Source organism: Streptomyces sp. Ag109_G2-15, from assembly GCF_900215565.1.
GTDB classification, from domain to species: Bacteria; Actinomycetota; Actinomycetes; order Streptomycetales; family Streptomycetaceae; genus Streptomyces; species Streptomyces diastatochromogenes.
In genome coordinates, this window is record NZ_OCNI01000001.1 from 3,077,446 (window position 1) to 3,098,773 (window position 21,328).

Genomic DNA, 21,328 nt, shown 5'->3' on the forward strand with positions numbered 1-21,328 from the left:
TACGCTCATGAGTGATGGCACACGTATGGAAATGCTCCGGACTGCGCTGGACGCCGGACGGCCCCTCGCTGGTGTGGGACGGCGGGCGGCGCAGTGCGCTGCCGTGGGGGAAGCGGGTCGCGTTCGCCGTCGCGGAGGGCTCGGTGCGACGGTGTGCGGGGGCGCGGGGGCACGCGTGTCCGGTGCGGGCCGTGGTGCCGGGGCGGAGTACGGGGGCCCGGTGCGAGGAGTGTGCGCGACTGGACCGGGCGCACTCCGTGGCCGCCGACACCATCGCCGACGATCCGCGGCCGTACCGCGTCTATCTGGCGTGGTTCGGGCCCGGCAGGGTCAAGGTCGGCATCACCGCCGTCGAGCGCGGTTCGGCGCGGCTGCTGGAGCAGGGTGCCGTCTGCTTCAGCTGGCTGGGCACCGGTCCGCTGATGGCCGCCCGGCGTACCGAGGAGCTGCTGCGGGCCGCCCTCCAGGTCCCGGACCGGATTCCGTACGCCGAGAAGCGGGCGCTGCGGGCGGTGCTGCCGCGGACGGAGGCCGAGCGGGCCGCCGAGGTAAGGGAGTTGCATGCGCGGGCCGTCGTACTGGAAGCGTGGCCCGAGTCGTTGACCCGGGAGCCTTGTCAACCGGTCGACCACGTCGGGCAGTTCGGGCTGTTCGGTGCACCGGCCGCCGTCGGTGACGTCGTCGAGCTGGTCCCGGGCGGGGTCGTGAGCGGTGAGCTGGTCGCCGCCGCCGGGCCCGATCTGCACCTGGCGGTCGACGGGCGCGGGGTCGTCGTCCTCGACACACGGCTCATGACCGGATGGGAGCTGATGCCGCTGCCGACGGAGGCCGGCGCTTTCACCGTTCCGGCAAGGGAGTTCAGAAGGGAACCGGAGGGGCTCTTCTGACCCACGGGCTCGAAGGTGTCGCCCACACCCCCGGCGGGCTCGCGATCTCCGTCGCCTCACGCGTGTGTGAGTGCTTCCCAGGCATTCCCTGAGAGGCGCCTGTGCGTTTCTTAGGGAAATCACAGATTCGTGAAAGCGTGTTCTCAGAGGACCCCGACATGGTGTCGACCATGACCACGACCTCGCCCCAGGGGCGCACCGAACTGCTGAGGCCGGACGGGAGCCCCGTCCGAGTGCTTGTGGTGGACGACGAGCTGTCGATCACCGAACTGCTGAGCATGGCTCTTCGTTACGAGGGCTGGCAGATCAGGAGTGCGGGGGACGGCCAGGGCGCCATACAGACGGCCCGTGAGTTTCGGCCCGACGCCGTCGTCCTCGACATGATGCTGCCGGACATGGACGGGCTGACCGTCCTCGGCCGGCTGCGCCGCGAGCTGCCCGACGTGCCCGTCCTCTTCCTCACGGCCAAGGACGCCGTCGAGGACCGTATCGCCGGACTCACCGCCGGCGGCGACGACTACGTCACCAAGCCGTTCAGCCTGGAAGAGGTCGTGGCGCGGCTGCGCGGGCTCATCCGCCGGTCCGGAGCCGCCGACCGGCGGTCCGACTCCGTACTCGTCGTGGGGGACCTGACCCTGGACGAGGACAGCCACGAGGTCTCGCGGGCCGGGGACTCCATCCACCTCACCGCCACCGAGTTCGAGCTGCTGCGCTTCCTCATGCGCAACCCGCGGCGCGTGCTCAGCAAGGCACAGATCCTGGACCGCGTGTGGTCGTACGACTTCGGCGGGCAGGCCAACGTGGTCGAGCTGTACATCTCGTATCTGCGGCGGAAGATCGACGCCGGGCGTGAGCCCATGATCCACACCCGGCGTGGGGCCGGTTACCTGATCAAGCCCGCCGCGTCATGAGCGGACGACGACGGCCGCGTCCGCAGAAGCGACGAGCAGGACAGCCGCGCACCCTGCGGACGCGGCTCGTCGTCGCGTCCGTGGTGCTGATCGCCGTGGTCTGCGCGGTGATCGGCACCGTGACCACGCTCGCGCTGCGCACCCATCTGTACGACCAGCTGGACGGCAAGGTCGGCGAGATCGGCATGCGCGCGGCGGGCGGCCGGCTGCCGGGCGGTACGGGACCGGGCGCCCTGCCGGTGCCCGACTCCGACTCCAAGAACAGCTCCACGCCGAGCGAACGGATCGAGCACCTCCTCACCAACGGCCCGACGCAGCCCAACACCGTCGCGGCGTTCGTGCAGAACGGCTCGATCGCCAGCGCCGGCAAGGCCGTGCAGCTGAACGACAGCTACAACCGGTTCCGCAAGATGGACCGCGTCGACCTCACCGCCGCGCAGCAGCGGGCGCTCGCCAAGGTGTCCAAGGACGGCAAGCCGCACACGGTGGAGCTGCCGGGGCTCGGCGACTACCGCGTCCAGTACAAGGTGAGCCCCGACGGCAGCGGCGACGCCTACTACGTCGCCCTGCCCACCAAGGACGTCGACGACAACATCGACACCCTCATCGTCGTCGAGGTCTGTGTCACCGTGGCGGGCCTGCTCGCCGCCTCCCTCGCCGGCTTCGTCATCGTCGGCGTGGCCACCCGCCCTCTGCGCAAGGTCGCCGCCACCGCCACCCGGGTCTCCGAACTCCCCCTGCACACCGGCGAGGTCAACCTCAGCGAGCGGGTCCCGGAGTCGGAGACCGACCCGCACACCGAGGTCGGCCAGGTCGGCGCCGCGCTCAACCGGATGCTCGACCATGTGCACGGCGCCCTGCACGCCCGCCAGCAGAGCGAGACGCGGGTACGGCAGTTCGTCGCGGACGCCAGCCATGAGCTGAGGACTCCGCTCGCCTCCATCCGCGGGTACGCCGAGCTGACCCGGCGCGGGCGGGAGCAGGTCGGGCCCGACACCCGGCATGCGCTGGGGCGGATCGAGTCCGAGGCCGGGCGGATGACCCTCCTCGTGGAGGACCTGCTGCTGCTGGCCCGGCTGGACGCCGGCCGGCCGCTGCAGTTCGAGCAGACCGACCTCATCCCGCTCGTCGTGGACACCATCAGCGACGCCCGCGCGGCCGGCATGGACCACAACTGGCGGCTCGACCTGCCCGACGAGCCCGCCCTGGTGTCGGCGGACGCGGCCCGTCTCCAGCAGGTGCTGGTCAATCTGCTGGGCAACGCCCGCAACCACACCCCGCCGGGTACGACCGTCACCGCACGCGTGCAGCGGCGTGGGCCCTGGATGTGCATCGACGTCGAGGACAACGGGCAGGGCATCCCGGCGGACCTGCTGCCGCACGTCTTCGAGCGGTTCGCGCGCGGCGACTCAGCGCGCTCCCGCGCCACCGGCTCCACCGGTCTGGGGCTCGCCATCGTGCAGGCCGTCGCGGCCGCGCACGGCGGTGCCGTGACCGTGGACAGCGTGCCCGGACGGACCGTGTTCACGGTGCACCTGCCGGCGCTCGCCCCGCAGCCGCAGCCGGAAATGAGCTGGCAACAGCACTCACAGGCACAGCACAGTGCCACCACATGGGTGCAACAGGGCGCCTGACGAGAGTCGGTTCCATGCGAACCGACTCTTCTCCCGGCACCCTGCCGGCGCGGGAGCACCTCCCGGCCGGAAACGCCGGTACGCCTGTCCTGGACGTAGTGATCCCCGTCTACAACGAGGAGAAGGACCTCCAGCCGTGCGTGCTCAGACTGCACGAGCACCTCGCGCGCACCTTCCCGTACGCCTTCCGCATCACGATCGCGGACAACGCGTCCACGGACAGCACCCCTGCGGTGGCGGCGCGGCTTGCGGCGGAGATCCCGGAGGTCGCCAACTTCCGGCTGGAGCAGAAGGGCCGCGGACGCGCCCTCAGGACCGTGTGGTCCGCCTCCGACGCGCCGATCCTCGCGTACATGGACGTCGACCTGTCCACCGACCTCAACGCCCTGCTGCCGCTGGTGGCGCCGCTGATCTCGGGCCACTCGGACCTCGCGATCGGCTCCCGGCTCGCCCGCAGCTCCCGGGTCGTGCGCGGCCCCAAGCGTGAGTTCATCAGCCGGGCCTACAACATGATCCTGCGCGGCTCGCTGCAGGCCCGCTTCTCGGACGCGCAGTGCGGCTTCAAGGCCATCCGGCGCGATGTCGCCCAGGTGCTGCTGCCCCTGGTGGAGGACACCGGCTGGTTCTTCGACACCGAGATGCTGGTGCTCGCCGAGCGGGCGGGGCTCAGGATCCACGAGGTGCCGGTCGACTGGGTCGACGACCCCGACTCGACCGTGCACATCGTCAAGACGGCCACCGACGACCTCAAGGGCGTGTGGCGCATCGGCAAGGCGCTGGCCACCGGTTCGCTGCCGCTGGACCGGCTCACCCGGCCCTTCGGCGACGACCCGCGCGACCGCGAGATCCAGGACGTGCCCAAGGGGCTGGCCCGCCAGCTCGTCGGGTTCTGCGTGGTCGGCGGCCTGTCGACCCTCTTCTACCTGGTGCTCTACAGCGTCTTCCGGCAGTTCTCCGGCTCGCAGATCGCCAACGCGCTCGCCCTGCTGGTCTCGGCGATCGCCAACACGGCCGCCAACCGCCGGCTGACCTTCGGGGTGCGCGGCCGGGGCGGCGCCGTCCGGCACCAGGCGCAGGGATTGGTCGTCTTCGGCATCGGACTCGCCCTGACCAGCGGCTCTTTGGCCGCCTTGAACGCGGCCACCGGCGACCCGGCGCACTCCACCGAGCTGGCGGTGCTCATCGCCGCCAACCTCGCGGCGACCGTCCTTCGGTTCCTCCTCTTCCGCGCCTGGGTGTTCCCGGACCGCGAGGAGTCCGGCCGGGAGTCGACGGTGGTGGCCACCCACCACCCGTCCTCGCCCACCTACAGCACGACGGCTCCATACGCACCGCTCCCGCAGCGCCCGGTGCCGTACCAGCAGCCGTACCAGACCACCCAGGTCCGCGCCGGTGAAGCCGCGGACGGCAGCTGGAGGGACGCCACCATGCGGCTGCAGCCGGTGCGCCCTCACGACACCGACCCGGGGGACCCCCGATGACCACCCACTACGACCAGCCTGCCCAGCAGACCGGCGCCACCGCCTGGGACCCGCCGCCCACGGCTCCCCCGCACACACCGGACCAGCCCTTCGTCCGCAGACTGTGGCGCGGCCGCCCCGAGGACCCGCGCTGGGCGCGCCCGGCCTTCCTCGGCCTGCTGGCCCTCACCCTCGTCACCTACCTGTACAACCTGAGCGCCTCCGGCTACGCCAACTCCTTCTACTCGGCGGCCGTCCAGGCGGGCAGCAAGTCCTGGAAGGCGTTCTTCTTCGGCTCGCTGGACGCGGGCAACGCCATCACTGTCGACAAGCCCTCGGCCTTCATGTGGCCGATGGAGCTGTCGGTGCGGATCTTCGGCCTGAACTCGTGGGCGATCCTCACCCCCGAGGTCCTCATGGCCGTCGGCACGGTCGCGGTCGTGTACGCGGGTGTACGACGCCGGTTCAGCCCCGCGGCCGGTCTGATCGCGGGCGCGGTGCTCGCGCTGACCCCCGTCGCGGCGCTGATGTTCCGGTTCAACAACCCGGACGCGCTGCTGGCCCTGCTGATGGCGTTGGCCTGCTACTTCGTTGTACGGGCCGTGGAGGACGGGCGGACGAAGTGGCTGGTGTGGGCGGGGGCCGCGATCGGTTTCGCGTTCCTCGCCAAGACCCTGCAGGCCTTCCTGATCCTGCCGCCGCTCGCGATCGTGTACGCCGTCTGCGGTCCGGTGAGGCTGCGCAAGCGGCTGGTGCAGCTGGGCCTGGCGACCGTCGCGCTCGTCGTGGCCGGCGGCTGGTGGGTCGCGATCGTCGAGCTGTGGCCGGCCTCCTCGCGCCCCTACATCGGCGGTTCGCAGAACAACAGCTTCCTGGAGCTGACCTTCGGCTACAACGGCCTCGGCCGGATCAACGGCGACGAGACCGGCAGCGTCGGCGGCGGTGGTGGCGCGGGCGGCTCCGGCCGCTGGGGCGCCACCGGCTGGGACCGGATGTTCAACTCCGAGATCGGCAGCCAGATCTCCTGGCTGCTCCCGGCCGCGCTGATCCTGCTGGTCGCGGGCCTGTGGGCGACCCGCAAGTCCCGGCGTACGTCCGTCACGCGCGCCTCGTTCCTGGTGTGGGGCGGCTCGCTGCTGATCACCATGGTGGTTTTCAGCTACATGGCGGGCATCTTCCACCAGTACTACACGGTGGCCCTCGCCCCCTACATCGCGGCCGTCACCGGCATGGGCGCCGGGCTGCTGTGGGAGAAGCGGAAGGAGACCTGGGCGTCGATCACCCTCGCCGCCGCCGTGGTGGCCGCGGCCGTCTGGGGCTACGTCCTGCTCAACCGCACCTCCAGCTATCTGCCCTGGCTGAAGTGGCTGGTCCTGATCGGCGGGCTCGCGGCCGCGTTCGGCCTGGTCTTCGCGGGCCGTATCTCGCGTCAGCTCGCCCTCGGCGCGGCGGCGGTGGGCCTGCTGGCCGCGCTGGCCGGTCCGACCGCGTACACCCTCAGCACGGTGAACTCCGCGCACACCGGCTCCATCCCGACGGCCGGCCCGGCGGGCGCGAGCATGATGGGCTTCGGCGGCGGCCGCCCGGGCGGCACCGGCGGCGGCATGCGCGGCGGCTTCGGCGGCGGAACGCCGGGCCAGAGCCAGCAGGGTCAGCAGGGTCAGCAGAACGGCAACGGGACCCTGCCGGGCGGCCAGGGCCAGGGCTTCCCCGGTGGCGGCATGCCGGGCCAGAACGGCAACAGCCAGGGGCAGGGACAGAGCCAGGGCCAGCAGAACGGCAACGGCTTCCCGGGCGGTGGTCAGCTGGGCGAAGGCGGCCGTATGGGCGGCGGGGGTGGCGCCGGCGGCCTGCTGAACGGCGCGAACGTCTCCTCCGCGGCCAAGAAGCTGCTGGAGAAGGACGCGGGGAGCTACACCTGGGTCGCCGCCTCCATCGGCTCCCAGAACGCCGCGAGCTACCAGCTGGCCACCGGTGACCCGGTGATGGCGATCGGCGGCTTCAACGGCACCGACCCGTCCCCGACGCTGGCCCAGTTCAAGAAGTACGTGGCCGACGGAAAGATCCACTACTTCATCGCCGGCGGCGGCATGGGCGGCAGCAGCAGCGGTACGTCGTCCCAGATCACCTCGTGGGTCGAGAGCAACTTCAAGAAGGTGACGGTCGGTTCGGCCACCTTCTACGACCTCACGCAGAAGGCGAGTGGCTGACAGAGCGGCCGGCAGATCAGCCGACAGAAACGTGCTGTACACCGTATAGCAGCAGCTATACGGTGTACAGCATGTCCGTTTCCCAAGGTCATCCCCGGCGCTGGCTGATCCTCGGTGTCATCTGTCTCGCCCAGCTCACCGTGCTGCTCGACAACACCGTGCTGAACGTGGCCATCCCCTCGCTCACCCGCGAGCTGCACGCGACCACGTCCGACATCCAGTGGATGATCAACGCCTACTCCCTGGTGCAGTCCGGGCTGCTGCTCACCGCGGGCAGCGCCGCCGACCGCTACGGCCGCAAGAAGATGCTGATCGCGGGGCTCGCCCTGTTCGGCATCGGCTCCCTGGCGGCCGGACTCGCCCACTCCACCGGCCAGTTGATAGCCGCCCGGGCCGGCATGGGCGTCGGCGGGGCGCTGCTGGTCACCACCACGCTCGCCGTGGCGATGCAGGTCTTCGCCCCCGAGGAGCAGCCGAAGGCGATCGGCATCTGGAGCGCGGTCAACGCGCTGGGCTTCGCGGCCGGCCCGCTCATCGGGGGCTTCCTGCTGAACCACTTCTGGTGGGGCGCGATCTTCCTGATCAACATCCCGGTCGCGGCGCTGGGCCTGGCCGCGGCCGTGGCCCTTGTGCCGGAGTCGAAGGCTGCATTTTCCCGGGGGACACCCCCGGGACCCCCGGGCCGCGGCGACCGCCCGGACCTGCTCGGCGCGCTGTTGTCGACGATCGGCATGGCCTCGCTCGTCTTCGCGATCATCTCCGGTCCCGAGCACGGCTGGACCTCACCGCGGGTGCTCGGTACGGCCGCCCTCGCGGTCGTGGTGCTCGCCGGGTTCGCGTACTGGGAGAGCCGGGTCGACGAGCCGATGCTCGACCCGTACTTCTTCCGGGACCGGCGGTTCACGGGGGCGGTGGCCGGGGCCGTGCTCATCACGTTCGGTATGGGCGGAGCGCTGTTTCTGCTGACCCAGCACCTTCAGTTCGTGCTCGGGTACGGCCCCTTGGAGGCGGGGTTGCGGACGGCTCCGCTGGCCTTGGCGGTGGTGGTGCTCAACTTCTCGGGGGTGTCGGCGAAGTGGGGGCAGCGGCTGGGGACTCCGGTGTCGATCGCGATGGGGATGGTGCTGATGTCGTTGGGGCTGGTGTCCATCGCGGAGCTGGACTCCGGGGGGTATGCGGGGACGTTGGTGGGGTTGCTGCTGATCGGTGTGGGATGCGCTGTCGCCAACCCGGCCATGGCGCACGCGATCATGAGTGCGATTCCTTCGGAGAAGGCGGGGGTGGGGGCCGGGATCAACGGCACGTTGGCTGAGTTCGGCAACGGTCTGGGGGTTGCCGTGCTGGGGGCTGTGCTCAGCTCTTCCGTTGCCTCGGGGGAGTCGTTGTCTTCTGGGCTCGGGGCCGGGCAGTTGGTGGGGGCTGTTGCTGTGCTGGTGGGTGGGTTTGTGGCTGCGGGGCTTCTGCGGCGGGCGGAGCGGAATGTCGCCTGACAGTTCGGGGGGATGGGTATGTGTGCTGCTGCACATCTAGCATCTTGAGAAGTGGCCGGAAGTCCAGAGAGGTGCGTTGATGGCGAAGGGTGATGCGCGGTCGGTGCGGGCCAGTGTGTGGTTGGAGGGGAAGGCGCGGCGTGGTGGGCGTAGCGCGCAGCCCTCGGGGCTCGACCGGGAGCGGATCACCGCCGAGAGTGTGCGGCTGCTGGATGCGGAGGGGCTGGCGAAGTTCTCCATGCGGCGGCTCGCCGGTGAGCTGAACGTCACCGCGATGTCCCTGTACTGGTACGTCGACACCAAGGACGACCTGCTCGAACTCGCCCTGGACGCGGCCTACGGCGAGCTGCGGCTGCCCGCCGTCGAGGACGAGGGCGACTGGCGGGAGCAGCTGCGGGCGCTGGCCGCCGAGTACCGGGCGCTGCTGGTGCGCCACCCCTGGATGTCGCCGCTGGCCGGCCGGTACCTCAACATCGGCCCCGAGTCGCTCGCCTTCTCGCGCACGGTGCAGCGGGTCATCCGCCGTGCCGGGCTGCCCGCGCACCGGGTGACGAGCGCCATCTCGGCCGTGTTCCAGTTCGTGTACGGCTACGGCACGCTGGAGGGTCAGTTCCTGTCCCGGATCGCGGACTCCGGCCTGCCCCCGGACGACTACTTCCAGCAGGCCATGACGTCGGCCCGGCAGGACCCCGAGGCCGCGGACTATCTCCAGGAGACCAAGGAGATCATGGACGCCCGCGGCGGAGACACGGTCGCCGAGATGCTGGACCGGGACTTCACCTTCGCCCTGGACCTGCTGGTGGCCGGCATCGAGGCGATGGTGGAAAAGGGCGGCGACTGAAGCGCCCCAGGGGCGCGGGGAACTGCGCGATTAGCCACAACGCACCCGCAGCCGCACGCACACCCAGGCCCCCGAGCTCTTAGGCCACCGTCATTCCTGCGGAGCAAGCCGCGCGGGGAAGCCGCCGGTCGCCACCGGCCCCCACCGCTCCGGAGTCACCCGGATGATCGACTTGCCCTGCTTGATCATGGCCGCCCGGTACTCGTCCCAGTCGGGGTGCTCGCCGGCGATGTTGCGGTAGTACTCGACCAGGGGCTCCACGGAGTCGGGGGCGTCGACGACCTCGGCGGTGCCGTCGATCTGGACCCAGGGGCCGTTCCACTCGTCGCTCAGGACGAGCAGGCTGACCCGCGGGTCGCGCTTGGCGTTGCGGGTCTTGGCGCGCTCGGGGTAGGTGGAGACCACGATCCGGCCCGAGTCGTCGACCCCGCAGGTCAGCGGGGAGCCCTGGGGGCTGCCGTCGGCGCGGCGGGTGAGCAGGATCGCGCGGTGGCGGGGTCGTACGAAGTCCAGCAGGTCGTCCAGCGAGACGCGGGTGTTCGTCGCGATGTTGGGTGCCATGGGCGCAGCCTAGAGCGCCGGTGGACCGGTCAGCCTGACCCTGCCGGGCACAGGCTCACCGGTGCACGTCAGGCGGTGGGCAGTGTGTCGCCCTGGACCGCCTGGATGTCCAGCTCGACCCTGAGGGTCGTACCGATGGCGGCGATGCCCGCCTGGAGGACCTGGTTGTAGTTCATCGCGAAGTCCTCGCGGTGCAGCTCGGTGGTGGCGCGGAAGGCGGCGCGGGTGCCGCCCCACGGGTCGGCGCCGGTGCCGAGGTAGGCCAGGTCCAGGTCGACGGGCCGTACGACTCCGTGCATCGCCAGCTCGCCGTGGACCGTCCAGCGGTCCGGGCCGGCCTGGGACAGGCCGGTCGAGCGGAAGGTGATCTCGGGGTGCCGCTCGACGTCGAGGAAGTCGGCGGAGCGCAGGTGCGTGTCGCGCATCCCGTTGCCGGTGTCGACGGAGGCGGCCCGGATCACCGCTTCCACGCGGGACTTGGTGATGTCGTCGGGGGCGATCTCGATCGACCCGCCGAACTCCGTGAACCGGCCGTGCACGCTGGAGATGCCCAGGTGCTGGGCGACGGCGGCGACGGAGGAGTGCACCGGGTCGACGGTCCACGGGCCGGGCGGCGGCAGTTCGGTGCCGCCCTGCCGGGCGAGTGTCACCGTGCCGACCTCGGCCCGCCCGCTCGCGGTGACGAGCGCGCTGGAGGCGGCGGGCGCGTACCCGACGGCGGTCACGATCACCGTGTACGCCCCCGGCGCCAGCCCGGTGGTGTCCCGTACGGCACCCTCGGCGTCCGCCTCGGCCCGCAGCACCTGCGTACCGGTCATGTCCGTCACCGTGACGACCGCGTGCGACACGGCCCATCCGTCCCGGGTACGGATCCTCGCGGTCAGTCCCATCCCGTTTTCTCCCTGCAAGGAATTACAAAGGCTTACAAATTGGTCGTATGAGACCGGCCCGTGGCGCGCGCATGGCGGTGCGCGCACCACGGGCCGGGGTGTGAACTACTCGCCGGGGTGGGCGAGTTCGATGTCGTGGCCGTCGACTCCGGTGCCGGAGACGGTCAGGGCGGTGGCCGCCGGCGGGTAGCCCGTCGCGATGACGGTGTACTCGCCGTTGTCCAGGTCGGCGAAGGCGTACGCCCCGTCCGTCCCGGTGGTGGCCGTGCCGACCACGTTGCCCGCCGCGTCCACGAGGGTCACGCGGGCGTCGGCCAGCGGACCGTGCGGGGCCCGTACGACCCCCAGCAGCTGGGCGCCGGCGTCGAGGTCGACCTCGATCCGGGTGACGCCGGTGGCGCCGATCTCGACCGGCAGGGCGCGCGGACGGTACCCGGCCGCGTTCACCGCGACGGTCACCACGCCCGGCACCAGCTCGGTGAAGGCGAACTCGCCCTGCTCCCCACTGGCCGCGGTGGCCAGCAGGTCCCCGCGCACATCGGTGACGATCACCATCGCGTCCTTGACCGGCAGCGCGCTCCCGGCCGCCCGGACCACACCGCTCAGCCCGCTGGTGCCGCTGAGCAGGATGTCGTACGACAGCGGCTCCTCGCCCACCACGATCGTGGAGGCCTGCGGCTGGTAGCCGTCGGCGGAGGCGATCAGCACGTACGAGCCCGTGCCCGGCGCGGCCAGCCCGTAGGAGCCGTCGGCCTGGGCGACCGAGCGGCCCAGCTGGCGGCCGGAGAGGGAGATCAGGGTGACCGCGGCCTGCGGGACCGGGGCGCTCTCGGCGCCGCGGACGAAGCCGTGGACCGGGGTGCCGCCGCCCGCCGGGCCGGGCTCGGCGATCGTGGCGACCGCGGTCATCGGCCGGGTGGCGGTGGCGGGCGCCTCGGGGGAGCCGGCCGTCGAGGCGACGGGCGCGGCCCAGCTGGGCACCTGCTCCGGGGTGGGTTCCTGCACGGGCTGCTCCAGGGTGTGCTCCACGGGGGCGGTGGCCGGGGTCTCGCCCTCGGCGGCCTGGGCCAGCGCGCCCTTGGTCTTCAGCGGGACCTCCTTGATGAACAGCGTGATCAGGAAGGCGACGGCGGCGAGGCATCCGGCGATGAAGAAGACGTCGGCGATGCCGTGGCCGTAGGCGCTCTCCAGCAGCGTGCGCAGCGGGACCGGGAGCTTGTCCATGTCCGGGATGCTGTCGGTGGAGCTGGAACCGGCGAGCGCGGCCTGGTACTTGGGGCTCAGGGCGGAGATGCCGTCGGTGACGTAGTGCGTGATCCGGTGGGACATCACGGCGCCCAGCGCGGAGACGCCCATCGCACCGCCGAGCGAGCGGAAGAAGGTGACCGTGGAGCTGGCCGAGCCGAGGTCGGAGGGCGCCACCTGGTTCTGCGTGGCGAGGACCAGGTTCTGCATCATCATGCCGATGCCGAGACCCAGCAGGGCCATCCAGATGGCCATCTTCCAGTAGTCGGTGTCGTAGCGGAGGCTGCCGAGCATCATCAGGCCGGCCGTCACCAGCACGCCGCCGCTGACCAGCCAGGCCTTCCAGCGGCCGGTGCGGGTGATGAACTGACCCGAGACGGTCGAGGAGATGAACAGACCGCCGATCATCGGGATCGTCATGACGCCGGACATCGTCGGGGACTTGTCGCGGGCCAGCTGGAAGTACTGGCTGAAGAACACCGTGCCGGTGAACATCGCGACACCGACGAACAGCGAGGCGAGCGAGGCCAGCGTGATCGTGCGGTTGCGGAACAGGCGCAGCGGGATGATCGGCTCGCTCGCCTTGGACTCCACCAGCACGAACAGCGCGCCGAGGACGATCGAGCCGCCGACCATCGCGTACGTCTGCCACGAGATCCAGTCGTACTTGTCACCGGCGAAGGTGACCCAGATCAGCAGCAGCGACACGGCGGCGGAGATGACGAACGCGCCGCCCCAGTCGACCTTGACCTCCCGCTTGACCACGGGCAGGTGCAGGGTCTTCTGCAGCACGATCAGCGCGATGATCGCGAAGGGGACACCGACGTAGAAGCACCAGCGCCAGCCCAGCCAGGAGGTGTCGGTGATGACACCGCCGAGCAGCGGGCCGCCGACGGTCGCGACGGCGAACGTGGCGCCCAGGTAGCCGGAGTAACGGCCGCGCTCACGCGGGGAGATCATCGCCGCCATGACGATCTGCGCCAGGGCGGACAGGCCGCCGACGCCGATGCCCTGGACGACACGGCAGGCGATCAGCATGCCGGCGTTCTGCGACAGGCCGGCCGCCATCGAGCCCAGGACGTAGATGACCAGGGCTATCTGGACGAGCGCCTTCTTGCTGTACAGGTCGGCGAGCTTGCCCCACAGGGGAGTGGCCGCGGTCATCGACAGCAGGGCGGCGGTGACCACCCAGGTGTAGGCGGACTGACCGCCGCCGAGGTCACCGATGATGTGCGGCAGGGCGTTGGAGACGATCGTGGACGACAGGATCGCCACGAACATGCCGAGCAGCAGCCCGGACAGGGCCTCCATGATCTGCCGGTGCGTCATCGGGGCGTGGTCCGCCGAGGAACCTCCCCCGTGCTTGGCGTGAGCCCGCACACCGGCTGGTGTGGTCGTTGCCATGGGCTTCCTTTGCTTACGTGCTTGCGGGTGTACGGGTGGTCTCTTCGAGTACGGGTGCGGGCGGCCGTGGCGGGGCGGACCGGCAGTCGCCGAAGCTGTCGCGCAGGCGCGTCATCAGCCGGATGAGCTGGCCGACCTCGTCGTCGGTCCAGTCGCTCAGCCGGTCGGCGAGCAGATGGGTGGTCCGCCGGGACAGCTCGTCGAGCTGCTCCAGGCCCGTGGGCGTCAGGCGCAGGATGCGCGAGCGCTTGTCCGCGGGGTCCGGTGACCGCTCGATCCAGCCGCGTGCGGCGACGTGCGCGACATGCCGGCTGGTGACCGACATGTCCACGGCGAGCAGCTCGGCGAGCTTGCTCATGCGCATGTCGCCGTGGCGACCGAGCAGGGTCAGCACGGCGGCCGAGCCGCCCGGGCACTCGGGCGGCAGGATCCGCCCCATGTCCCGTTTCACGGCTCCGACGGCACTGAGCTGACGCGCCAGCTCTTCGTACTGCGCCTGCCCGGCCATCACACCTCCCGTATTCGTTGCTTGGGGCAACCATAGATCTGTTGGTTGCTGCAGGCAAACAAATCGGGGGCGGCTGGCGCAAAAACTTGGCAAAGGCAAGTATTGCGACTGTAAATACGCAGGTGGGGGCGGGTGGCCTGCCCCCCTCTGTCCCGGTGGCCCCGCACTTGGGTCGGCCACCTGGATTCGCTAGTGTCTCGGGCCATGGCTAACACCCAGGGCCCCCAGGGCAACTACGACCCCGCCGGCAGCACCCAGATGTTCCGCGCGTTCGTCGACGAGGCTCCCCAGGGGGGCCGGCAGCAGGCGGCCGCCGCCTCCTCCTCGGGACCGCGCATCGGCCTGATCATCGGCGTCGTCGTCGCCGTGGCCGTCGTCGCGGCGGTGGCCTGGCTGGCGCTCAAGTAAGGCGTACGGCTACTTCCACTCGGCGGACACGTCCCGCGTCTCGATGTGCATGCCCAGCGGGACGCGCCAGGCATCCACGCACACCGTCCAGGTGTGGTCCGTGCGCGCGCCCGGCCCGATCGGCACCGGGAGGTCCGCGGTCGACTCGACCGTTCCCCAGTCGATGCCGAGCGCGCCGATGATGTGCGTCCCGAACGTCACCGTGCCCGAACGCACCGCCGTACCGCCGGAGTTGTGAAAGCCGACGGTCACCTTCTCGCACCAGCGCTTGTCCGTGCCCTGGCGCGACGGATCGCCCCAGCTGAGGTCGGCGGGCGCGGGGGGCTTGGTGCGGCTGGGAGTTGGGGTGGGCGACGGCTGCTCCGGGGCGGTCGTGCCCGCGCCGGTGGGGCTCGGTGAGGTGTCCGCAGGGTCGGGTGTGGTGCTGTCGGGTGTGGTGCTCGCGCCGGCCGACGGGATCCCTGACGGGGGTGTTTCGGAGGGCGTATCCGAAGGCGGCCTGCCCGACCGTGAGTTGGAGTCGGAGGTCGGCCCGTCCAGCGGGACCATCCGTACCGCTCCTGTCGGCGCCCCCGCCGAACCCGCAGGGCTCGGCACGCCGCCCACCGCCGCGTACCCGTCCCGGTCGCCGCCCCCGCACCCGGCCAGGGTCACGCCCAGACACACGACGGCCGCCGACGCTGCCGTGACGGCGCCTCGGCGGCCCTGTGTCCGTGTCGTCGTACGAGATGTCCGGGTACGAAGTGTCCGGGTGCGAAGCATCCGGCCATGGTGGCTGACGCTCCGTCAGATGGGAAGCCTCAGTCGGAGATGAGCCCCTCGCGCAGCTGGGCCAGGGTCCGGGTCAGCAGGCGGGAGACGTGCATCTGGGAGATGCCGACCTCCTCGCCGATCTGGGACTGGGTCATGTTGGCGAAGAAGCGCAGCATGATGATCCGGCGCTCCCGGGGCGGCAGTTTGGCGAGCAGCGGCTTGAGGGACTCGCGGTACTCCACGCCCTCCAGGGCCGTGTCCTCGTAGCCGAGCCGGTCGGCCAGGGAGCCCTCGCCGCCGTCGTCCTCGGGGGCCGGGGAGTCGAGCGAGGAGGCGGTGTAGGCGTTGCCGACCGCGAGGCCGTCGACCACGTCCTCCTCGGAGACGCCGAGCACCGCGGCCAGTTCGGTCACCGTCGGGGAGCGGTCCAGCTTCTGGGACAGCTCGTCGCTGGCCTTGGTGAGGGCCAGCCGCAGCTCCTGGAGCCGGCGCGGCACGCGCACCGACCACGAGGTGTCGCGGAAGAAGCGCTTGATCTCGCCCACGACCGTCGGCATCGCGAACGTCGGGAACTCCACGCCCCGTTCGCAGTCGAAGCGGTCGATCGCCTTGATCAGGCCGATGGTGCCGACCTGGACGATGTCCTCCATCGGCTCGTTGCGCGAGCGGAAGCGGGCCGCCGCGTAGCGCACGAGCGGGAGGTTCAGCTCGATCAGGGTGTCCCGGACGTAGGCGCGCTCGGGGCTGTTCTCGTCGAGTGCGGCGAGCCGCAGGAACAGGGAGCGGGACAGGGTGCGGGTGTCGATGTCCGCCGTGGCCGGGAGGGCCGGAGCGGCATCGGGGGCCTGGACGGGCGGGGCCGGCACGGCTTCGAGGGCCGTGACGTCATCGAGGACGTCGAGAGCGTGGAGCTCCTTGGGCGCTGCCTCGCTCGTGGGCGTGAGCACCTTCGAGCTGCCCTGGTCTGCGGACATGCCACCCCCTTTGGGTCGCGGGACGGTCGCGGCGGCGATGCCTTTCGAGCAACGCAGCCTTCACCTGAATACCGGTGCCGGAGGCCCGGCAAACGCGCTTCCCGCAGAATGTCACATGTCGGCAACACGCTGTAGTGACATGTCGACACGTGAGTTACGAATCGGCCCTGGAAAGAAGGGGTCTGACGGCTTTTCGGGGCACAACTGTCGGGAACCGCCCTGGTGAGCGATTCGCTCTCGCCGGTTACCGATCGATCCTGCTTGCGAACGGGTGCGAGCTGGTGTGTTCCGGTCCGTGCGCCCGTGCGCCGGTTATGCCTCGATCCGATTCGCGGAACGCAGCCGCTGAAAGCTACGCGCGAGTAGCCGCGAGACGTGCATCTGGGACACGCCGAGTTCCGCGCTGATCTGAGACTGGGTGAGATTGCTGTAGTAGCGCAGGAGAAGGATTCTCTGTTCGCGCTCGGGGAGTTGGACGAGGAGATGGCGGACCAGGTCGCGGTGTTCCACGCCGTCCAGGGCCGGGTCCTCGTAGCCGATGCGGTCCAGCAGGCCCGGCAGCCCGTCGCCCTCCTGCGCGGCCTCCAGCGAGGTGGCGTGGTACGACCGCCCGGCCTCGATGCAGGAGAGCACCTCGTCCTCGCCGATCCGCAGCCGCTCGGCGATCTCGGCGGTCGACGGCTGGCGCCCGAAGGCCGTGGTGAGGTCCTCGGTGGCGCTGTTGACCTGGACCCACAGCTCGTGCAGCCGGCGCGGTACGTGGACCGTGCGGACGTTGTCCCGGAAGTACCGCTTGATCTCGCCGACGACGGTCGGCATCGCGAAGGTCGGGAACTGCACGCCCCGGTCGGGGTCGAAGCGGTCGATGGCGTTGATCAGGCCGATGGTGCCGACCTGGATGACGTCCTCCATCGGCTCGTTGCGGGAGCGGAAGCGGGCGGCGGCGTAGCGCACGAGCGGGAGGTTGGCCTCGATGAGCGCCCCGCGTACCCGGTTGTGCTCCGGGGTGCCCGGCCTGAGGTCCTTCAGCTCGCCGAAGAGCACCTGGGTCAGGGCGCGGGTGTCGGCGCCGCGGCGTTTCTCGGGGGCGGGAGGGGCCGTGGCGGGGGCGGGGGGAGCGGAGGCGGGGGCTGGGGCGGGCGCCTCGTCCTGGGGCGGCGCAGTACTGGCCGACACGGTCAACGCCACCTCTTCATCGGTCAATCATCCGTCAAAAGCGGTCATAGCATCACAAGACATGTGCACTGTGTGCAAGCACCGGATAGCGCCGTGTTGTGGTCAAACGGCGCCAAGTTGGGCCATAAGACGCACGAAAGCCCCCCGCCGTTCCCGGCGGAGGGCTCCTGGGGCGAGGGGCTCAGAACTCGTAGTCGGCGATCACCCACGTGGCGAACTCCCGCCACAGCGCGACGCCCGCCTGATGGGCCGGGTGCTCCAGGTAGCGCTTGAGGGCGTCCGTGTCCTCGACCGCCGAGTTGATCGCGAAGTCGTAGGCGATCGGCCGGTCGCTGATGTTCCAGGCGCACTCCCAGAAGCGCAGCTCCTCGATCTGGCCGCCGAGCGCCCGGAAGGCCTCCACGCCCTCGACGACCCGCGGATCGTCGCGCTCGACGCCCTCGTTGAGCTTGAAGAGGACCAGGTGGCGGATCATGGGGTGTACCTCAGCTCTCTCGGCTGCGTGCTCAGTTCTTTGCTCCGTTGGCGATCCAGGTCATGAAGTCACCTATGGCCTTGGCCGCGTCCGATATGCCCTCGAAGGCTATCTGGACGTAGTCGGCCGCCTTGGCCGGATCCGTGATGATCACGTACAGCGCGAAGACCACGAGCACGTACACGGCGATCTTCTTGGCGTTCACCGTCACCGCGGCCTCCCCTGTGCCTGTGTGCCCCGTGGGACCCCTGTTGCCGGCGGCGAGTGTAACCTTCACGCCCCGTTCCGGGACCAACGGCCCGCCCGTCGGGGTCCTTTGCCGACCATGCACGAAGGGCCCCGTCTCGCGACGGGGCCCTTCTTCAGCGGTAGCGGAGGGATTTGAACCCTCGGTGACTTGCGCCACACTCGCTTTCGAGGCGAGCTCCTTCGGCCGCTCGGACACGCTACCGAGGGAGACCTTACAGCAAGGTGGGGCAGGGTTTGAAATCGGTATTCAGCGGCCCCGGAAAAACTCCGTGAGAATCCGGGCGCAGTCCTCGGCCAGGACGCCCTCGATGACCTCGGGCCGGTGGTTGAGCCGCCGGTCCCGTACGACGTCCCAGAGGGAGCCGGCCGCGCCCGCCTTGTCGTCGCGGGCGCCGTAGACCACCCGGTCCACGCGGGACTGCACGAGCGCGCCCGCACACATCGTGCAGGGCTCCAGGGTGACCACCAGCGTGCATCCGCTCAGCCGCCATTCACCGAGCCTCGCTGCGGCCTGCCGGATCGCCAGGACCTCCGCGTGGGCCGTGGGGTCGCCGGTGGCCTCGCGCTCGTTGTGCCCGGCCCCGAGCACCGTCGTACCGTCCGGGGACAGCACGACGGCGCCGACGGGGACGTCCCCGCCCCGGACGGCCAGCTCGGCCTCGTCCAGGGCGAGCCGCATCGCGGCCCGCCAGCGGTCGCGTACCGGGTCCGGCGCGCCTTCCGTGTGCGAAGCGGTCAGCGGACGGTCTCCAGCACGTCCGAGGCGCCCAGGGCCTCGGCGATCTCGGCCAGCGCCTCGTTCGGGTCCAGGCCCAGCAGCTCCTTCTCGCTGACGCCCAGGTCGTCGAGGATGCGGCCGTCGCCCACCGGGCCGTGCGGCACCGCGCCGACGGCGGAGCCCTCCTCGTCGTCCTCGTCCTCGGTCTCGCCGTCCTCGGTGCCGTCGAGGTCCAGCGAGTCCAGGTCGGGGCCGTCGTCGGAGCCGGGCTCCCGGCCGAGGAGCTCGTCGGTGAGCAGCAGCTCACCGTAGGCGCTGCGGGCGGCGGCGGCCGCGTCCGAGACGAAGATGCGAGGGTCCTCCTCGCCGTCCACGCGGACGAGACCGAACCAGGCGTCCTCCTGCTCGATCAGGACGAACACCGTGTCCTCGTCGGGAGTGGCTTCCCGGGCCAGGTCGGCCAGATCCGACAGGGTCTCCACATCGTCGAGCTCTGTGTCGCTCGCTTCCCACCCGTCTTCGGTGCGCGCGAGCAGTGCGGCGAAGTACACCGTGACTCTCCCACTGGTCATAGGCGTGCCGGTTGGGGGTCCCCCCGGCGGAGGTTCTGGGCGGAGAGAGCTGTGCTCCGAGCCCCACCCACTCGGAATCGTGGCAGAAACAAGGCGTTCAGGGGACGTCTTCGGCTCCCTGTGTCTGGCTGTTTTGATCGTGAGTCCGGCACCCGGGGGAACTTCCGGGGGCGAAGGACTCACCAGCGCACTCGTTGCCGCCACCTGCGGATCGTACGCGGCTTTTCCGAGCACCCACGCACGCCCACCTCCCAAATGTCGGAGCGGGCACGGATCTTCCTCACCGGGATCTCACCTTGCGCTGCCCGTGCACCCGGTCCCGCCCTACCAGCGGAAGGTCCGCATCCGCATGGCGTGGCGCAGTCGGGCGGCCTTGGTGCGCCGGGGCTGGACGCGCTCGCGCAGCGCGCGGGCCTCGGCGAGATCGCGCAGGAACTGGGCGCGGCGGCGCCGGCGCTCGGCTTCGGTCTCGGGCTGTTCCGGCTCGGCGGCGTCGGTTTTGCGGTCAGGCTGGTCAGGCACAGTCACACCACCCCCGGTCCGTCCCTCCCACTTTCCCTCGGACGGGCGGTTTGATGCCAGAGCAAGGGGCCACCGAGCGCGGTTACTGTTAGGGGCATGCGTCTCCACGTCGTCGACCACCCCCTGGTCGCCCACAAGCTCACCACGCTGCGCGACCAGCGCACCGACTCCGCGACCTTCCGGCGGCTCGCCGACGAACTGGTCACCCTGCTCGCCTACGAGGCCACGCGGGACGTACGGACCGAGGCCGTCGACGTCCGGACGCCGGTCGCGCAGACCACCGGCGTCAAGCTCGCCCGCCCGCGCCCGCTGGTCGTGCCGATCCTGCGCGCCGGTCTCGGCATGCTGGACGGCATGGTCCGGCTGCTGCCGACCGCGGAGGTGGGCTTCCTGGGCATGATCCGCAACGAGGAGACGCTGCAGGCGTCCACGTACGCCTCGCGGATGCCGGAGGATCTCTCGGGGCGGCAGGTGTATGTGCTGGACCCGATGCTGGCCACCGGCGGCACGCTGGTCGCGGCCATCCAGGAGCTGATCAAGCGCGGTGCGGATGATGTGACCGCGGTGGTGCTGCTTGCCGCGCCCGAGGGTGTCGAGGTCATGGAGCGGGAGCTGGCGGGGACGCCGGTGACTGTGGTGACGGCGGCTGTCGACGATCACCTCAACGAGCACGGGTACATCGTGCCGGGGCTGGGGGACGCGGGGGATCGGCTTTACGGCGCGGCGGAGTAAGGGCCGGGGCGCCTTGCCGCGCCCCTGGGGAGTTGTTCAGCAGCTCTTCTTCGTAGACGCCGTCGGCTCGGGTGCTGTCAGCTTGACCAGTGCCTGGTCGGCGGCCGTTCGCTGCGTGAGGGTCTTGAAGCCGTCGCCGATGATCAGGTCGACGTCGGTGCCCTTGCGGGTGTCGGTGCGGGGTTCGGTGTCGGTCAGCTGGGTGGCGAGGACCGGCAGTGAGGTGTTCAGGGCGGAGGCGGGGCCGAGGAGTATTCCGGTGCCCTTGACCTTCTTGTCGTACTGCTTGGACGCGTTGCCCACGTTGCCGATCTTGAAGCCGCGCTTCTTCAGTTCGTCCGCCGTGTCCTTGGCGAGCCCGGTGCGCGCGGTGGCGTTGTAGACGTTCACGGTGATCTCGCCGGGCTTGGGCAGCGCCTTCACCTGTGCGGCGGTACTCGCCTTGGTACGGCACTCCGCCCTGGGGCCGGACGCCGCGGTCTTCTTGTCGCCGCCGGTGAAGGCGTCGATGAGCTGCAGCGTGCCCCAGCCGATCAGGCCGAGGACGGCGACGGACGCCACCACGGCGAACACGAGCCTGCCGCGTCGCCGGGGAGGGCGCATCCGAGGGTATTTGTCCCCCGTGATCCGGTACTGGCCGCCCATGCCGGGAGGAGTCAGCATGCTCATGAGCGCAGCGTAGTGCGCCCGGGCGGCGATGCCTATTAG

General features: G+C 70.7%; 22 protein-coding genes and 1 tRNA gene. 9 read left to right on the forward strand and 14 right to left on the reverse strand.

The genetic code is table 11. From position 1 onward, the window contains the following. Positions 1–14 precede the first annotated feature (14 nt). The 7 genes from CRP49_RS13730 to CRP49_RS13760 all read left to right on the forward strand — a co-directional run bounded on the left by CRP49_RS13730 (position 15) and on the right by CRP49_RS13760 (position 9,433). Positions 15–887 (forward strand): DUF2797 domain-containing protein, encoded by an 873-nt coding sequence (locus CRP49_RS13730; RefSeq protein WP_097253623.1) that lies wholly within the window; start codon positions 15–17, stop codon positions 885–887. 170 nt (positions 888–1,057) lie between these two features. After that, positions 1,058–1,798, forward strand: coding sequence for a response regulator transcription factor (locus CRP49_RS13735; RefSeq protein WP_165955629.1), 741 nt, complete (start codon positions 1,058–1,060; stop codon positions 1,796–1,798). Next, positions 1,795–3,432 carry a HAMP domain-containing sensor histidine kinase gene (locus CRP49_RS13740; RefSeq protein WP_097253624.1) on the forward strand — a complete coding sequence of 546 codons (1,638 nt, stop codon included), beginning with the start codon at positions 1,795–1,797 and terminating at the stop codon, positions 3,430–3,432. Before CRP49_RS13735 ends, CRP49_RS13740 begins: the two co-directional genes overlap by 4 nt. 14 nt (positions 3,433–3,446) lie before the next feature. Beyond that, positions 3,447–4,913: a bifunctional glycosyltransferase family 2/GtrA family protein gene (locus CRP49_RS13745; RefSeq protein WP_097253625.1), complete on the forward strand. Its 1,467-nt coding sequence runs from the start codon at positions 3,447–3,449 to the stop codon at positions 4,911–4,913. Beyond that, a complete protein-coding gene (locus tag CRP49_RS13750) occupies positions 4,910–7,102 on the forward strand; it encodes a glycosyltransferase family 39 protein (protein ID WP_097253626.1) in 2,193 nt (730 codons plus the stop codon). The genes CRP49_RS13745 and CRP49_RS13750 overlap by 4 nt, the downstream gene beginning before the upstream one ends. A gap of 71 nt (positions 7,103–7,173) precedes the next feature. Continuing rightward, complete coding sequence (locus CRP49_RS13755) at positions 7,174–8,592, forward strand: MFS transporter (protein WP_179851605.1); 1,419 nt, start codon at positions 7,174–7,176, stop codon at positions 8,590–8,592. Positions 8,593–8,671: 79 nt separating this feature from the next. Continuing rightward, positions 8,672–9,433: a TetR/AcrR family transcriptional regulator gene (locus CRP49_RS13760; RefSeq protein ID WP_179851606.1), complete on the forward strand. Its 762-nt coding sequence runs from the start codon at positions 8,672–8,674 to the stop codon at positions 9,431–9,433. A gap of 90 nt (positions 9,434–9,523) precedes the next feature. Here CRP49_RS13760 and CRP49_RS13765 read toward each other — a convergent pair whose 3' ends face one another. The 4 genes from CRP49_RS13765 to CRP49_RS13780 form a co-directional block, all read right to left on the reverse strand. After that, entirely contained in the window at positions 9,524–9,994 is a 471-nt protein-coding gene (locus CRP49_RS13765) for a PPOX class F420-dependent oxidoreductase (protein WP_097253628.1), read from the reverse strand. Between the two features lie 68 nt (positions 9,995–10,062). Beyond that, positions 10,063–10,884: a YceI family protein gene (locus CRP49_RS13770; protein WP_097253629.1), complete on the reverse strand. Its 822-nt coding sequence runs from the start codon at positions 10,882–10,884 to the stop codon at positions 10,063–10,065. 105 nt (positions 10,885–10,989) lie between these two features. Beyond that, positions 10,990–13,533 carry an MFS transporter gene (locus CRP49_RS13775; protein ID WP_097253630.1) on the reverse strand — a complete coding sequence of 848 codons (2,544 nt, stop codon included), beginning with the start codon at positions 13,531–13,533 and terminating at the stop codon, positions 10,990–10,992. Between the two features lie 13 nt (positions 13,534–13,546). After that, a complete protein-coding gene (locus CRP49_RS13780; protein WP_097253631.1) occupies positions 13,547–14,041 on the reverse strand; it encodes a MarR family winged helix-turn-helix transcriptional regulator in 495 nt (164 codons plus the stop codon). 204 nt (positions 14,042–14,245) lie between these two features. Here CRP49_RS13780 and CRP49_RS13785 point away from each other — a divergent pair, with 204 nt between their 5' ends. Further along, on the forward strand, positions 14,246–14,449 hold the full coding sequence (locus tag CRP49_RS13785; protein WP_167444247.1) for a hypothetical protein: 204 nt from the start codon (positions 14,246–14,248) through the stop codon (positions 14,447–14,449). A gap of 9 nt (positions 14,450–14,458) precedes the next feature. Here the strand turns inward: CRP49_RS13785 and CRP49_RS13790 are convergent, their stop codons facing one another. The 9 genes from CRP49_RS13790 to CRP49_RS13830 all read right to left on the reverse strand — a co-directional run bounded on the left by CRP49_RS13790 (position 14,459) and on the right by CRP49_RS13830 (position 19,888). After that, positions 14,459–15,211: a hypothetical protein gene (locus tag CRP49_RS13790; RefSeq protein WP_097253633.1), complete on the reverse strand. Its 753-nt coding sequence runs from the start codon at positions 15,209–15,211 to the stop codon at positions 14,459–14,461. Positions 15,212–15,249: 38 nt separating this feature from the next. Then, complete coding sequence (locus CRP49_RS13795) at positions 15,250–16,176, reverse strand: RNA polymerase sigma factor SigF (protein WP_094218762.1); 927 nt, start codon at positions 16,174–16,176, stop codon at positions 15,250–15,252. 312 nt (positions 16,177–16,488) lie between these two features. Continuing rightward, positions 16,489–17,358 carry an RNA polymerase sigma factor SigF gene (locus CRP49_RS13800; RefSeq protein WP_097253634.1) on the reverse strand — a complete coding sequence of 290 codons (870 nt, stop codon included), beginning with the start codon at positions 17,356–17,358 and terminating at the stop codon, positions 16,489–16,491. Between the two features lie 175 nt (positions 17,359–17,533). Beyond that, the gene (locus CRP49_RS13805; protein ID WP_094218764.1) at positions 17,534–17,827 is read right to left on the reverse strand and encodes a Dabb family protein; all 294 of its coding nucleotides are present in this window, start codon (positions 17,825–17,827) and stop codon (positions 17,534–17,536) included. Between the two features lie 31 nt (positions 17,828–17,858). After that, complete coding sequence (locus CRP49_RS13810; RefSeq protein ID WP_097253635.1) at positions 17,859–18,038, reverse strand: hypothetical protein; 180 nt, start codon at positions 18,036–18,038, stop codon at positions 17,859–17,861. Positions 18,039–18,193: 155 nt separating this feature from the next. After that, positions 18,194–18,278 (reverse strand) — tRNA-Ser (locus CRP49_RS13815). Positions 18,279–18,323: 45 nt separating this feature from the next. Then, entirely contained in the window at positions 18,324–18,755 is a 432-nt protein-coding gene (gene tadA, locus CRP49_RS13820) for a tRNA adenosine(34) deaminase TadA (protein ID WP_244201952.1), read from the reverse strand. Between the two features lie 56 nt (positions 18,756–18,811). Beyond that, a complete protein-coding gene (locus CRP49_RS13825; protein WP_097253636.1) occupies positions 18,812–19,345 on the reverse strand; it encodes a hypothetical protein in 534 nt (177 codons plus the stop codon). A 345-nt stretch (positions 19,346–19,690) separates the two neighbouring features. Then, the gene (locus CRP49_RS13830; RefSeq protein ID WP_097253637.1) at positions 19,691–19,888 is read right to left on the reverse strand and encodes a hypothetical protein; all 198 of its coding nucleotides are present in this window, start codon (positions 19,886–19,888) and stop codon (positions 19,691–19,693) included. Positions 19,889–19,984: 96 nt separating this feature from the next. Here CRP49_RS13830 and upp point away from each other — a divergent pair, with 96 nt between their 5' ends. Then, positions 19,985–20,620: a uracil phosphoribosyltransferase gene (upp, locus tag CRP49_RS13835; RefSeq protein ID WP_097253638.1), complete on the forward strand. Its 636-nt coding sequence runs from the start codon at positions 19,985–19,987 to the stop codon at positions 20,618–20,620. A 36-nt stretch (positions 20,621–20,656) separates the two neighbouring features. Here the strand turns inward: upp and CRP49_RS13840 are convergent, their stop codons facing one another. Further along, on the reverse strand, positions 20,657–21,289 hold the full coding sequence (locus tag CRP49_RS13840; protein ID WP_257033392.1) for a LytR C-terminal domain-containing protein: 633 nt from the start codon (positions 21,287–21,289) through the stop codon (positions 20,657–20,659). Positions 21,290–21,328: the final 39 nt, after the last annotated feature.

Excerpts from the sequence above, each read along its gene's own strand:
- CRP49_RS13740 (WP_097253624.1), top strand. The coding sequence starts at position 1,795 with ATGAGCGGACGACGACGGCCGCGTCCGCAGAAGCGACGAGCAGGACAG.
- CRP49_RS13755 (WP_179851605.1), top strand. The coding sequence starts at position 7,174 with ATGTCCGTTTCCCAAGGTCATCCCCGGCGCTGGCTGATCCTCGGTGTC.
- CRP49_RS13750 (WP_097253626.1), top strand. The coding sequence starts at position 4,910 with ATGACCACCCACTACGACCAGCCTGCCCAGCAGACCGGCGCCACCGCC.
- tadA (WP_244201952.1), bottom strand. The coding sequence starts at position 18,755 with ATGCGGCTCGCCCTGGACGAGGCCGAGCTGGCCGTCCGGGGCGGGGAC.
- CRP49_RS13780 (WP_097253631.1), bottom strand. The coding sequence starts at position 14,041 with ATGGCCGGGCAGGCGCAGTACGAAGAGCTGGCGCGTCAGCTCAGTGCC.
- CRP49_RS13760 (WP_179851606.1), top strand. The coding sequence starts at position 8,672 with ATGGCGAAGGGTGATGCGCGGTCGGTGCGGGCCAGTGTGTGGTTGGAG.
- CRP49_RS13840 (WP_257033392.1), bottom strand. The coding sequence starts at position 21,289 with ATGAGCATGCTGACTCCTCCCGGCATGGGCGGCCAGTACCGGATCACG.
- CRP49_RS13775 (WP_097253630.1), bottom strand. The coding sequence starts at position 13,533 with ATGGCAACGACCACACCAGCCGGTGTGCGGGCTCACGCCAAGCACGGG.
- CRP49_RS13790 (WP_097253633.1), bottom strand. The coding sequence starts at position 15,211 with ATGCTTCGCACCCGGACACTTCGTACCCGGACATCTCGTACGACGACA.
- CRP49_RS13795 (WP_094218762.1), bottom strand. The coding sequence starts at position 16,176 with ATGTCCGCAGACCAGGGCAGCTCGAAGGTGCTCACGCCCACGAGCGAG.
- CRP49_RS13730 (WP_097253623.1), top strand. The coding sequence starts at position 15 with ATGGCACACGTATGGAAATGCTCCGGACTGCGCTGGACGCCGGACGGC.
- CRP49_RS13765 (WP_097253628.1), bottom strand. The coding sequence starts at position 9,994 with ATGGCACCCAACATCGCGACGAACACCCGCGTCTCGCTGGACGACCTG.
- CRP49_RS13745 (WP_097253625.1), top strand. The coding sequence starts at position 3,447 with ATGCGAACCGACTCTTCTCCCGGCACCCTGCCGGCGCGGGAGCACCTC.
- CRP49_RS13785 (WP_167444247.1), top strand. The coding sequence starts at position 14,246 with ATGGCTAACACCCAGGGCCCCCAGGGCAACTACGACCCCGCCGGCAGC.
- CRP49_RS13805 (WP_094218764.1), bottom strand. The coding sequence starts at position 17,827 with ATGATCCGCCACCTGGTCCTCTTCAAGCTCAACGAGGGCGTCGAGCGC.
- upp (WP_097253638.1), top strand. The coding sequence starts at position 19,985 with ATGCGTCTCCACGTCGTCGACCACCCCCTGGTCGCCCACAAGCTCACC.
- CRP49_RS13735 (WP_165955629.1), top strand. The coding sequence starts at position 1,058 with ATGACCACGACCTCGCCCCAGGGGCGCACCGAACTGCTGAGGCCGGAC.
- CRP49_RS13770 (WP_097253629.1), bottom strand. The coding sequence starts at position 10,884 with ATGGGACTGACCGCGAGGATCCGTACCCGGGACGGATGGGCCGTGTCG.